We start from the raw sequence: 12697 nt of genomic DNA, 5'->3' as shown, positions 1-12697 counted from the left end.
GTTCGCCGACCGTTCAACTTCCGGTCCAGGCAGGCGCTTTCCGGCCTCCCTAACCTCCCTTGGGGCTCAGGGAAGGGAGGCGGACCCATGGAGACAGCCCTCGCGGTACGGGCACGTGGGATCAGCAAATGCTTCGGTGACGTCGTCGCGCTCGACGGGGTGGACCTGGACGTCGCACGGGGTCAGGTCCACGGACTGGTCGGACCCAACGGCGCCGGCAAGACGACCCTGCTGGGTCTGATGCTGGGACTGTCCGCGGCCGACGGCGGGGTCCTGGAGATCCTCGGCACCCCGGTCGGCCGGGCCCTGGCGGCCCCCGACGGTGTCGCCGGATTCGTCGACGGCCCCGGCCTGTACCCCTCCCTCACCGCCCGGCAGAACCTCGCCGCGCTCGCCGCCCTCCGCGGCCAGGGCTCCGGCACCCCCGGCATCGACCGGGCTCTCGCCGAGGTCGGTCTCACCGACGTCGCCGACGACCGCATCCGCGGCTTCTCCCTCGGCATGCGCCAGCGCCTCGGCCTCGCCGCCGCCCTGCTCACCAGCCCCCGGCTGCTGGTGCTGGACGAGCCGGCCAACGGCCTTGACCCGGCTGGCAAGAAGCACGTGCACGGCGTCCTGCTCCGGCTGGCCGCCGAGGGCACCGCTGTCGTGCTCTCCAGTCACCGCATGGACGACCTGGAAGCCCTGTGCTCCGAGGTCACCATCCTCTCCACCGGGCGGATCGTCTTCTCCGGACCGCTGGGCAAGCTCGCCGCGGAGAACCGCGAGCTGGACTACCGGCTGCTGACCTCCGATCCGAGGGCCGCCCGCGAACTGGCCGCCGCCACCCCCGGCATGCGTGTCGTCGAGCACGGCGGGCAGTGGCGCGGCGCGGAGGCGCTGGTCGTGCGCGGCCTGGTGCCGGCCCTCGACGACCTGGTGGCGCGGCTGGTCCGCGACGGCGTCGCGGTCCGTGAACTCGCCCCCGTCGTCTCGCCGTTGGAGGCCGCGTTCCTGGCCCTGACCGGCGGCCGCGACGAGCCGGCCGAGCCCGGCGAACAAGCGCCGCACGCCGCGCACACCGCGCACGCCGCGCACACCACGCATGCCACGGACGCCGCGCACGCACCGCAGAACCATCAGGACGAGGACAGCCCGCAGGACGAGCAGGAGCCGCAGGAGGCCGCCCGATGACCGCCGCAACCGCGACCCTGGAGGACGACAACGTTGTCGGTGCCGCCCCCCGCGCCCACCCCGTCTCCATCGCCCGCGGCTACCGCTTCGAAGTGGTCAAGCTGGTCTCGCAGTGGCGGATCCGCCTCCTCGTGCTGGCCTGCTGGCTCGCCCCCGGGCTGTTCGTCGCGGCCGTGGGGCAGCAGAGCACCCTTCCCACGGACACCCTCTTCGGCCGCTGGATGCACGCGACCGGCTGGGCCGGTCCGCTCGTGGTGCTCGGCTTCGCCGGCACCTGGGCGCTCCCGCTGCTGACCTCGGTGGTCGCCGGGGACGTGTTCGCCTCCGAGGACCGGCTCGGCACCTGGCGCCACCTGCTGGTCGCGGTGCGCTCGCCGCGGCGGATCTTCGCGGCGAAGGCGCTCGCCAGCCTCACCGTCATCCTGCTGATGGTGGCCGGGCTCGCCGTCTCCGGTGTGGTGGGCGGTCTCCTCGCGGAGGGCAACCACGCGCTGGTCGGCCTGGACGACCACCTGCTGTCGCCGTCGGCCGCCGCGGGGGACGTCTTCCTGGCCTGGGCGTGCGTCATCGCGCCGACGCTGGCGCTGGCCGCGATCGGCCTGCTCGGGTCGGTCACGCTCGGCCGGTCCCCGATGGGGCTGCTGCTGCCCGCGCTGGTCGCCCTGACGATGCAGCTCGCCCAGATGCTGCCGCTGCCGGTCGCGGTCCGCGTCGCGCTGCCCGGCTACGCGTTCATCGCCTGGAACGGGCTGTTCGCCGACCCGCGGCAGACCGGCCCGCTGCTGCTCGGCATCGCGGTCAGCCTGCTGTGGGCGCTGCTGGCCACGACGCTGGCGTATCTGCTGTTCCTGCGACGCGACTTCACCAACCTGACCAGCGACACCTCCGGCCGCCGCGCGTTCGCGGCCGGGTTCGTGCCGCTGGCCGCCCTGCTCGGCGCCACGATCGCGGTGGTCGCCGTGGCGACTCCCTCCACGAGTTCCGGGATCACCCAGGCGAAGGTGGAGCGCTCGCTCGCCACCGCCTTCGCGCACCTGTACCGGATGCAGACCGCCGAACTCAACCGTCCCGCCGTCACCGAGGCACAGCTGCGGTCGACGGCCGCGTGCGCCAAGAGCGACGTGCAGCACGACGCGGAGGGCGCCGGCAACGACTGGCGCTGCGTCGTGTCGTGGCACGTCCCCGGCGTCCAGCTCACCGGGACGGCCATCTACCAGCTCGACATCACCGCAGACGGGCGGTACGTCGCCGACGGCGACGGACCGAAGGAAGTAAACGGCTACTTCCTGGTGCACACCCCGCAGGGGGACGCGCCGAACCCGTTGTGGCAGTTCGACGGGAACGTCGACCTGCTGTCCACCACCCCGAAGGGATAACCATGCAGGTAATACGGCAGCGTCGCACCAGCGAGAAGGCGGGACTCACCCTTCTCGGCCGGCGCGTCGGCCGCAGGACCACCCTGGTGACGGCGTGCATCACGGTCGCCCTGGGCGTCACGGGCACCGCCGTCGCCTCGACGCAGCAGTTCGGCACCCAGCAGGTCGGCCAGGTCACCTCCAAGGGCCAGGTCGTCGCCGACGACCAGTACATCAACCCCTACGGCAGCCGCACCGTCATCAACGACGGCAAGATCATGTCGTCGACGGTGAGCCCGGACGGCACGACGCTGGCGGCCGCGGTCACCGACGGTGACGCGGCGCTGGTCCTGATGGACCTCAAGACCGGGGCGGTGAAGCAGAAGGTCGGCACCAACGCGGCCGACACCCTGAAGATCAAGAGCGCGTCCGTCGGCCAAGAGGGCCCGACGTACTCGCCCGACGGCAAGCAGCTCTGGCTGGGCCAGAGCGACGGCTACACGAAGTTCACCGTGAACGCGGACGGCACCCTCGCCAACCCCGTGAACGTCGCGATCCCGGTGGACGGCTCCAAGCACGCGCTGGTCGGCGCCGCGGTGTTCTCGGCCGACGGTTCGACCGTGTACTCCGCGGTCAACGGCCAGAACCGCGTCGTCGCCATCGACTCCGCGACCGGCGCCATCAAGCAGAGCTGGGCGGTGGGCAACGCCCCGCGCGGCCTCGCCCTGGTCGGCGACAAGCTCTACGTCAGCAACGAGGGCGGCCGTCCGGCGAAGGCCGGCGACACCACCATCAACTCGTACGGCACCGACGTGGTCGCCAACGCCGACACGGGCGCCTCCACCACCGGCACCGTGAGCGTCGTCAACGTGGCGGACGCGTCCGCCGCCGTCGGCACCATCGACGTCGGTCTGCACCCGACCGCCGTCTACGCCAGGAACGGCGCGGTGTTCGTCACCAACACCGCCGACAACAAGGTGTCGGTGATCAGCACCGCCCGTGACAAGGTCGTGCAGACCATCGCCACCCAGCCCTGGCCGGAGGCGTCGGTCGGCTACGAGCCCAACGCGGTGACGCTCACCGACGACGGCCGGCTGCTGGTGACGCTGGGCCGCGCCAACGCGGTCGCCGTCTACCGCTACACCAGCCCGCAGGAGCCGGTGTCGTACGTCGGCCTGCTGCCGACGGACTACTTCCCGGCGGAGATCACCACCGTCGGCAAGAACGTCGTCGTCTCCAACACGCGTGGCATCGACGCCCGCCGCCCCACCACCGCGGCCGGGCACGGCACCCACGACACCACGTCGAGCCTCACGCAGTTCACGCTGCCGAGCGACAAGGTCATCCGCTCCTACACCGGCAAGGTCTTCCAGCAGAACGGCTGGACCAACGGTGACGTCAAGCAGGCCCAGGGCAAGAAGGCCAAGGCCGTGGCCGTGCCCGGCCGGATCGGCGACCCGTCGACGATCAAGCACGTCTTCCTGCTCGTCAAGGAGAACCGGACCTACGACCAGGTCTTCGGTGACATGCCGCAGGGCAACGGCGACCCGTCGGTGACGCAGTTCGGTGAGAACGTCACGCCCAACCAGCACGCGCTGGCCGAGCAGTTCGGGCTCTACGACAACTTCTACGACGTCGGCACGAACTCGGCCGAGGGCCACAACTGGCTGATGCAGTCCGACAACCCGGAGTACACCGAGTCGTCGGCCGGCGAGTACACCCGCAGCTACGACACCGAGAACGACGTCCTCGGCCACCAGAAGAGCGGCTTCATCTGGTCCGGCGCGCAGGCGGCCGGCAAGACCGTCCGGGACTTCGGCGAGTTCCAGTCGCTGGAGAGCAAGCCGGCCGGCGCGACGTGGCAGAACCTGTACTGCGACGCGAAGACGATGGACTCCACCGGCGCCGCGACCCAGTACCCGATCCAGACCGGCTCGGCGATCCCGTCGCTGAACAAGGTGTCGGCGCCCGGCTTCCCGCTGTTCGACACCAGCGTCCCGGACGTCTACAAGGAGCAGATCTGGAAGCAGGACTTCGAGAAGAACGGTCCTGCGAACCTGAACATGTTCTGGTACTCCAACGACCACACCGGCGGCCCGGCCAACTCGGCCGCCCAGGTCGCGGACAACGACCTCGCGGTCGGCCGGACGGTGGACGAGATCACGCACAGCAAGTACTGGAAGGACTCGGCGATCTTCATCGTCGAGGACGACTCCCAGGCCGGCCTCGACCACGTCGACGGCCACCGTGCGCCGATCCAGGTCATCAGCCCGTACGCCCAGCACGGCGTGGTCGACAACCACTACTACTCGCAGATCACGATGATGCGCACCATCGAGCAGATCCTCGGCATCCAGCCGATGAACCAGCTCGACAGCGCCGCCACGCCGATGTACGGGGCCTTCACCAACCACCCCGACTTCACGCCGTTCACCGCGGTGCAGAACAAGACCTCGCTGACCCTCGGCGTCTCGCCCGCGCCGACCTGCGGTGTCGACACCCCCGCGGCGCAGGACCCGAGCGCGGCGCCCGCGCCGACGAGCGCGGTCGTGCCCGCGGCCGAGAAGAACGTCGCCGCGCAGTGGAACACCTGGAAGTCGCACCAGCGGCTGACCGGCGACAAGGCGGTGCCGGACTTCGCCAACCCGGAGCAGATGAACCGCTACACCTGGTACGACAGCCACAACTGGACCAAGCCGTACCCGGGCGACAGCAAGATCCTGACGCCGGACGAGGTGCCCGGCGCGTACATCCCGTCGTCGGACAGCGACGACTGATCATCTGATCACACAGGAGGGCCCCCGCCCGGCGGCAAGCCGGGCGGGGGCCCTCCTGCCGTGCTCAGTGGCCGGCGGCGTCCTGCTCCTGGTGCTTCTTCTTGATCCGCTCGGCCTCCTTGCGGACCTCGGCCTGGGTGGCGCGCTCACGGAGCAGCCACTCCGGGCTCTCGTCCCTGAGCTCCTCGATCTGCGTCGTGGTGAGCGGCTCGGTGACGCCGCCGCGGGCGAGTCCCGCGATGGAGACGCCGAGGCGGGCCGCCACGACCGGCCGCGGGTGCGGGCCGTTGCGGCGCAGCTCCTGCAGCCACGCGGGCGGATCGGCCTGGAGGGCGTTCAGCTCGTCGCGGGAGACGGTGCCCTCCTGGAAGTCGGCGGGGGTGGCCTGGAGGTACACACCCAGCTTCTTCGCCGCGGTGGCGGGCTTCATCGTCTGGGTGGTCTTCTGCGACGTCATGCCGTCCAGGGTAACCAGCGCGGGATCCCTCTCCCGCCGCCCCCGAGATAGCCTGGCCAGGTGACAGGCCCGTCGGATCCCTCCCCCTCCGCCCCCGGTACTCCCTCCGGTTCCTCGCCCGGCACCGCGAATCCGCCGTTCCGGCTCGCCTACGTGCCCGGCGTGACGCCCGGCAAGTGGGTGCGGATCTGGAACGAGCGCCGGCCGGAGGTCCGGCTCGAACTGGTCCCGGTCGACGCCACCGGGGCCGGCGGGCTGCTGCGGGAGCGCGGCGCCGACGCGGGTCTGCTGCGGCTGCCCGTCGACCGCACCGACCTCAGCGCCATCCCGCTCTACACCGAGACGACCGTGGTGGTGGTCCCCAAGGACCACTTCGTGGCCGCCGCCGACGAGGTGACCCTGGACGACCTGGCGGACGAGATCGTGCAGCACCCGCTCGACGACAGCCTCGACTGGCCCGACGGGCCCCCCGGACGTCCGGCGTTCGAGCGCCCGGCCACCACCGCGGACGCGATCGAGCTGGTCGCGGCCGGCGTGGGCCTGCTCGTCGTCCCGCAGTCGCTGGCCCGGCTGTACCACCGCAGGGACCTGACCTACCGGCCGCTCACCGACGCCCCGCAGTCCCAGGTCGCCCTGTCCTGGCGGGAGGACGCGACGACCGACCTGGTCGACGACTTCATCGGCATCGTCCGCGGCCGCACGGTCAACAGCACCCGCGGACGCGCGGCCCAGGAGCGGGCCGCGGAGAAGTCCAAGCCCGCCAGGGCCAAGGCGGCGGGGGGCGCGGGGGACAGGAAGGGCGCCAAGGGCGCCTCGACCGGCCAGGGCGCCTCCCGGACCGCCAGGGCGGGCAAGCGCGCCCCCGGTCCCCAGTCCGGTTCCGCGGGGTCCCGTTCCGGCTCCGGCGCCCGCCGCGGCAAGCCCCGCGGCCGCTCCTGACCCGCTGCCGCGCGCCCGGCCCGCCCTGCTCGGCCGGCTGCTCCCCGGGCTCACCGCGCGCCGGGCGACCGGCCGCCTCCGGGCTGCCGGGCGGGTGACCGCGGCCGAGTGTGCGGACCGGGCGGCGGTGCGTCAGCGCGTCAGGCGTCGCGCGCCGGGACGGGCGGCACCGCGTCGAGGAAGGCGACCACCGTGCGCCTGAAGTGGTCCGGGTCGTCCAGCCAGGGGAAGTGGCCGCCGCCCGGCTGGACGACCAGCCGCGCGTCGGGGACGAGGGAGGCGATCTCGGCGGCCACCCGGGGGAGCGGGCCGCCGTCGAGTTCCCCGGCGTAGAACAGCACGGGCGCGGTGAGCCCCGCGACGGCCCTGCGGGCGGCCGCGGGCTCGAACGCGCCGGCGGAGGCGTAGCGGTCGCCGGCCTCCTCGTTGGACTCGACGACGTCCGCGGCGCTGTGCGCCTGGGCGGCGGCGTCCCAGCGGCCGTAGAACAGCGGGATCATCGCGTCCCAGTCGGCGTCGCTGGCGGTGCCCGCGAAGGACTTCTCCAGGGCGACGGCGGCCGCCGGGTACCAGGGCTCGCAGACGCGCAGCGCCGCCGCCTCGCGGCGGTGGTCGGGGGTGAAGTCGATGCCGAGCGTGCGGCCCCTCGCGGCCACGAGGGTCAGCGAGTTGACGCGGCCGGGGTGCGCCGCGGCGTACGCCAGGGCCAGGTCGCCGGCCGCCGAGTGGGCCAGGAGGTCCATCCGCTCCAGCCCGAGGTGGACGCGGAGCGCCTCGACGTCCGGCACCTGGCGGTCGCAGCGGTACGTCTCCGGGTCGGCCGGCTTCTGCGACGCGCCCGTGCCGCGCAGGTCGAGCAGGACCAGGGTGCGGTGGGACGCGAGGCCGGCCAGGTCGCCGAGGTAGACCGAGGCCCGCATCGGCCCACCGGGCAGGCAGACCAGGGGCCCGCCCCTGCCGTCGAGGCGGTACGCGAGCGTGGTCCCGTCGGGGGCGGTGAAGGTCGGCATACCCCGAGGATCACCTGTTTCCGGCCGGGCGGCCAGCCCTTTCCGGGGACGGCGGTGCCCGGGCTCCCCGGCAGGGTGGGGAGCCCGGGCACCGTGCGGTGACCCGCCGTCAGGGGCGGTGGCCGGTCCTCAGCGGTGGTGGGAGGCCAGGCCGTTGTGGATCGCGGACATCAGCTCACCGTCGGAGGTGTCGCCGTCCAGCGACCACACCATGGCCCCGCCGAGGTGCGCGTCCCGGATGAACGCCGTCTTCTGGGCGATGACCTGCGGGTCGTCGTAGGTCCAGAAGTCGGTGCCGTCGTAGAGCCAGGCGAAGCCGTCCTTGACGTCGCGGTGGACGGTGTAGGTGCCGGACTGGGCCAGGACCTTCAGCGCGTGGTAGTCCTCGTTGCCCGCCTGCCAGGTGGCCGGCGCCGGGCCGGTGGACGGCTGGAACAGGCCCGCCGTGCCGCCGTCCGGCACGCCGGTCCAGCCCTGGCCGTAGAACGGCACGCCGAGCACGAGCCGGCGGGCCGGGGCGCCCCGGCGCAGCCAGTCGCCGATCGCCTGGCTGTCGCTGAAGTCGTTCGGGACGGGGCTGGTGCGCGGGGCGCGCAGCGCCGACTGCTGGTTGGTGGTCGCCTCGTACGGGCCGTGGAAGTCGTAGCCCTGGACGGTGCCGAAGTCGAGGTACCGGAAGATCTTCCGTGCCTCGAAGCCCGCGTCGATCTTCGCCGGGGCGGCGGGCAGGAACGCGGACAGGTCGTAGTGCTTGTGGGTGGTGCGGCCGTAGGCGTCGAGCTGCCGGCGGAACTCGGCCGCCAGGGCGGTGAAGTTCTGCTTGTCCTCGGGCCGGTAGACCGTGGCGGTGTCGCCGGCGGAGCCGGGCCACTCCCAGTCGATGTCGACGCCGTCGAACAGGCCGGCCGCCGAGCCCGGGCCGCCCTTGCCGTCGAGCAGCGGCAGGTTGCCCTTGATGAACATGTCCAGGCAGGACGCGACGAGCGCCTGGCGGGAGGCGGCGGTCCTGGCCGCGTCCGAGAAGTGGGTGGACCAGCTCCAGCCGCCGATCGAGATCATGACCTTCAGGCCGGGGTTGGCGGCCTTGAGCTCACGGAGCTGGTTGAAGTTGCCGGCCAGCGGCTGGTCGGCGGTGTCCGCGGTGCCGTCCACCGACGTGGCGGCGTCCACCGGGTGCTGGTAGTCGGCCCACGCGTCGGCCTGGCCCGGGACGTTGCCCTCGAAGCAGGTCCCGTCGGCGCCGATGTTGGCGAACGCGTAGTTGAGATGGGTCAGCTTGGCGGCGGTGCCGGACGTCTCGACGTTCTTCACCTGGTAGTTGCGTCCGTAGATGCCCCACTGGGTGAAGTAACCGACGCTCTTGTACGACGAGTTGGCGGGGAAGCCGGTACCGTCGTGGGCTTGCGCGGAGCTGCCGCCGGCGAGGGCGGGCAGGACGGCGACCACCGAGAGGGTGGCGGCCGTCGCGGCCATACGGCCGAGGATTCGACGACGCATGGCCGGACGCTATTGGCCTAGACCAATACCGGTCAAGGGGAACGACGGAACACGTACGACAGCGACGGCAGTTGGCGCCGTTCCCGGCCTGGCCACCCGGCCCGCCGGGCGGCCCGTACACTCCCCGGGTGGACATACCCCCGCCGCCCGAGTCTCCGTCGTCGCCCGAGGACGCGCCGTCGCACGAGACCGCGCCGCCGGCCGCCGGCACCGCCTCCCCGGACAGCTCCTCCGCGGGCGCCCCGGCGCCCGAGGACGCGCGTCCGTCCCGGGACGCGTGGCCGTCCGCGGCGATCCCGACCCAGGCCGACGGCACGGCGCATCCCGCCCCCGCGCCCACTCCCGCGCCGCCGCCGTTCGACGCCGCGCTCACCGTCGGCGCCGACCTGCCCTCGCCGGCCGCGGGCGGACCCGCCGGGCCGCCGCCCGTGCCGCCCGCCCCGCACGGCGCGCAGCCGCCCCACGGGCAGGCGCCGCACGCCCAGGCGCCCTATGGCACGCCGCCGTTCGGGCAGCAGCCGCCGTACGGGACCCAGCCCTACGGGACCCAGCCCTACGGGACCCAGCCCTATCCGGCCGGGGGGCCGTACCCGGCCGGCGGCCCGTACGGTTCGGTGCCCGGCCCGTACGGCTACCCCGGCCCCGGCTGGTACCCGGCCGAGCCGACCACCAACGGCCTGGCCATCACCGCGCTCGTGGTCTCGCTGGCGGCGGGCTGCGTGCCCTTCCTCGGCCTGATCTTCGGCATCTTCGGGCTGCGCCAGATCCGCCGCAACGGCCAGCGCGGCCGCGGCCTGGCGATCGCGGGCATCGTCATCAGCAGCGTGTCGACCGTCCTGACGGCACTGATCGTCACCCTCGCGGTGATCGGCGCCATGAACGAGGGCAACACGCAGGTCCAGGACCTCAAGGCCGGCCAGTGCTTCAACACCGTCGGGCACTCGCTGTCGGACTACGGGGAACAGGGCACGCGGTCGACCACCGTCGACGTCGTCCCCTGTGCCGGCAAGCACGACGCGGAGACGTACGCGGTCTTCCCGCTCGACTCCAGCCTGGGTGACGACTACCCGGGCGTGGACGCGATCTCGGGGGTCGCGGACGACAAGTGCGGGTCGTACGCCGACGACTACCTGGGTGACGCCTCGCTCTCCGACGGCATGGACATCTACTACTACCTGCCGCCCCGTGAGGGCTGGGACCGCGGCGACCGCGACGTGACCTGCTTCTTCGGCAGCCAGGGCGGCAAGGTGACGGGCTCGGTGAAGTCGCCCGGCGGCTCCTCGGGCGTGGGGGTCTGAGGCGGCGCCCCCGCCGGGCGCGCCGGGGCGGACGCGTTCGGTGAGGCTCAGGGGAAGGCTTGCGGACGAGCACCGACGGTTGCCAAGCTGTCGCAGACAGTCAACCCCCTGGGAGGGGCCCGTGGCCTTCGGTGACCAGCCCGCCTACCTCCGCGTCGCCGAGGACCTGCGGCGCAAGATCCTCGACGGCACGCTGCCCCCGCACGCCCGGCTGCCCTCGCAGGCCCGGATCAGGACCGAGTACGGCGTCTCCGACACCGTCGCCCTGGAGGCCCGCAAGGTGCTGATGGCCGAGGGCTTCGTCGAGGGCCGCTCGGGTTCGGGCACCTACGTCCGTGAGCGGCCCCGGCCGCGCCGCATCGTGCGCAGCGGCTACCGGCCCTCCGGTCCGCCCTCGCCGTACCGGCAGGAGCAGGCGGACGAGGGCAGCAAGGGCACCTGGGAGTCACGCAGCGTGCAGGACGTGGCCGGCCCGGACATCGCCGAGCGGCTGGCCATCGCGCCCGGCGAACGGGTGATGCGCACCCAGTACGTGTTCCGCACCGAGGGCGAGCCGTCGATGCTGTCCACCTCCTGGGAGCCGCTCGCGCTGACCGCCCGCACGCCGGTGCTGCTGCCGGAGGAGGGCCCGGTCGGCGGGCAGGGCGTGGTGCCGCGGATGGCGGCGATCGAGGTGATGGTCGACCACATGGCCGAGGAGGTCGGGGCGCGCCCCGGGCTCGCCGAGGAGGCCGCCGCGCTCGGCGGGGTCCCCGGGCACATCGTCATCGAGATCCGCCGCACCTATTTCGCGTCCGGCCGCCCCGTGGAGACCGCGGACGTGGTCATCCCCGCCGAGCGCTACCGCGCGGTGTACCACCTGCCGGTGCGGTGACGGCCGTGGGCCGGCCCGCGGCGGCCGGCGAGCGGCGGTGGCGCGTCCCACCGGCGGCAGTGGCTCACTCCTTGGGGTGAATTCCGGCGCCGCGGGTTGACGGGGCGTCAATTTTTCGTGCCTGCGCCTGGCCGGATCGGTTCCTCTTCGTGGTAATCCGTACCCGCGCTGTGAACCTCGGGCGTAGGGTCGCGCATATGCGCATCGCCGTTTCCTCGGACATGGATGAGCCCGTGGCCCGGCAGCTCGTCGACGAGCTGCGGCACCGCGGGCACATCGTCGCGGCCTACGGGGCGCTGCGCTCCGACGACCGCGCCGACTGGGCCTGGAGTGCGGAGGCGGCGGCGCGCGCGGTGGCGGAGGGCGGAGCTGACCAAGCCGTCGTCTGCTGCTGGACCGGGACGGGTGCGTCCATCGCCGCCAACAAGGTGCCCGGCGTGCGAGCCGCGCTGTGCGGCGACGCCTACACCGCGGACGGCGCGCGCAGGTGGAACGACGCGAACGCGCTGGCGCTGAGCCTGCGCACGCTGTCGGGGCCGGTACTCGGGGAGATCCTCGACGCCTGGTTCGCCGGCGTACCCAGCCAGGATCCGGACGACCGGGACAACGTCGCGCATCTCAGCGCGCTCGAAGGGGGACGACCGTCGTGACGGCGGAGCTGGTGTGGGTCCTGATACGCCAGGACGAGAGCGGCAACCGCTACCGGGTGGGCCGGTACGCCACCCGGGCGGAGGCCGAGCGGGTGGCGGCCACGCTGGGTGCGGGGGACCGGCAGGCCTATGTGATCGAACGGATCGCGCCGAAAGCGGCCCAGGCGTGAACAAGCCGCGGGTCGTGGTCGCGGGCGCCGTACTGGACGGCGACCGGCTGCTCGCCGCACGCCGTACGGCGCCGCCCGACCTGGCCGGCCGCTGGGAGCTGCCCGGCGGCAAGGTCGAGCCGGGCGAGCGGGTCGAGGACGCCCTGGTGCGGGAGCTGCGCGAGGAGCTGGGCATCACCGTGCGGCCCCTGGAACGGGTCCCCGGCGCCTGGCCGTTGACCGCCGGCCTCGTCCTGCACGTGTGGACGGCCGTCATCCTCGACGGCACCCCGCGCCCGCTGCAGGACCACGACGAGATCCGCTGGGTCACCGCCGCCGAGGCCCCCGCCCTCGACTGGCTCCCCGCCGACCGGCCGCTGATCCCGCTGATCGCCGCGCTCTCGCCGCCCGGCGCATGAACCCGGCGGCTGCCTCCGGCGTACCTCCGGGACGGCGGCCGAAAGGTGCTGACCCGGCAAAAGCGACAAAAAGCTCTGATGATGGGGTAAGGGGGAGAT

At 73.1% G+C, this 12697-nt stretch carries 12 protein-coding genes; 9 read left to right on the top strand and 3 right to left on the bottom strand.

The window, feature by feature from the left end; translation table 11 throughout:
• The first annotated feature begins 87 nt into the window (after positions 1–87).
• The 3 genes from K7862_RS05445 to K7862_RS05435 are packed head-to-tail and all read left to right on the top strand — an operon-like array spanning position 88 to position 5305.
• A complete protein-coding gene (locus K7862_RS05445) occupies positions 88–1173 on the top strand; it encodes an ABC transporter ATP-binding protein (protein WP_222961188.1) in 1086 nt (361 codons plus the stop codon).
• A complete protein-coding gene (locus K7862_RS05440) occupies positions 1170–2549 on the top strand; it encodes an ABC transporter permease (RefSeq protein WP_222961186.1) in 1380 nt (459 codons plus the stop codon). The genes K7862_RS05445 and K7862_RS05440 overlap by 4 nt, the downstream gene beginning before the upstream one ends.
• 2 nt (positions 2550–2551) lie before the next feature.
• On the top strand, positions 2552–5305 hold the full coding sequence (locus K7862_RS05435) for an alkaline phosphatase family protein (RefSeq protein ID WP_222961184.1): 2754 nt from the start codon (positions 2552–2554) through the stop codon (positions 5303–5305).
• 64 nt (positions 5306–5369) lie between these two features.
• On the opposite strand, the gene K7862_RS05430 is transcribed toward K7862_RS05435, so the two are convergent.
• Positions 5370–5762: a DUF5997 family protein gene (locus K7862_RS05430; RefSeq protein WP_222961181.1), complete on the bottom strand. Its 393-nt coding sequence runs from the start codon at positions 5760–5762 to the stop codon at positions 5370–5372.
• 153 nt (positions 5763–5915) lie between these two features.
• Here K7862_RS05430 and K7862_RS05425 point away from each other — a divergent pair, with 153 nt between their 5' ends.
• The gene (locus K7862_RS05425; protein ID WP_308011864.1) at positions 5916–6701 is read left to right on the top strand and encodes a LysR family substrate-binding domain-containing protein; all 786 of its coding nucleotides are present in this window, start codon (positions 5916–5918) and stop codon (positions 6699–6701) included.
• A gap of 140 nt (positions 6702–6841) precedes the next feature.
• On the opposite strand, the gene K7862_RS05420 is transcribed toward K7862_RS05425, so the two are convergent.
• Positions 6842–7711, bottom strand: a complete 870-nt coding sequence (locus tag K7862_RS05420) for an alpha/beta fold hydrolase (protein WP_222961176.1) — start codon at positions 7709–7711, stop codon at positions 6842–6844.
• A gap of 129 nt (positions 7712–7840) precedes the next feature.
• On the bottom strand, positions 7841–9208 hold the full coding sequence (locus K7862_RS05415; protein WP_222961175.1) for a glycoside hydrolase family 18 protein: 1368 nt from the start codon (positions 9206–9208) through the stop codon (positions 7841–7843).
• 128 nt (positions 9209–9336) lie between these two features.
• On the opposite strand from K7862_RS05415, the gene K7862_RS05410 reads away from it, so the two are divergent.
• The 5 genes from K7862_RS05410 (at position 9337) to K7862_RS05390 (ending at position 12598) form a co-directional block, all read left to right on the top strand.
• The gene (locus tag K7862_RS05410) at positions 9337–10506 is read left to right on the top strand and encodes a DUF4190 domain-containing protein (protein WP_222961174.1); all 1170 of its coding nucleotides are present in this window, start codon (positions 9337–9339) and stop codon (positions 10504–10506) included.
• Positions 10507–10627: 121 nt separating this feature from the next.
• Positions 10628–11380, top strand: coding sequence for a GntR family transcriptional regulator (locus tag K7862_RS05405; RefSeq protein ID WP_222961173.1), 753 nt, complete (start codon positions 10628–10630; stop codon positions 11378–11380).
• Between the two features lie 197 nt (positions 11381–11577).
• Complete coding sequence (locus K7862_RS05400; RefSeq protein ID WP_222961172.1) at positions 11578–12030, top strand: RpiB/LacA/LacB family sugar-phosphate isomerase; 453 nt, start codon at positions 11578–11580, stop codon at positions 12028–12030.
• Positions 12027–12200, top strand: a complete 174-nt coding sequence (locus K7862_RS05395; RefSeq protein WP_222961171.1) for an SPOR domain-containing protein — start codon at positions 12027–12029, stop codon at positions 12198–12200. The genes K7862_RS05400 and K7862_RS05395 overlap by 4 nt, the downstream gene beginning before the upstream one ends.
• Positions 12197–12598: a (deoxy)nucleoside triphosphate pyrophosphohydrolase gene (locus tag K7862_RS05390; protein ID WP_308011851.1), complete on the top strand. Its 402-nt coding sequence runs from the start codon at positions 12197–12199 to the stop codon at positions 12596–12598. Before K7862_RS05395 ends, K7862_RS05390 begins: the two co-directional genes overlap by 4 nt.
• Positions 12599–12697: the final 99 nt, after the last annotated feature.

It is taken from the genome of Actinacidiphila acidipaludis (genome assembly GCF_019890725.1).
Lineage (GTDB): Bacteria > Actinomycetota > Actinomycetes > Streptomycetales > Streptomycetaceae > Actinacidiphila > Actinacidiphila acidipaludis.
Note: the sequence above shows the minus strand (reverse complement) of the source record. Positions and strands in the feature narration are given on the sequence as shown.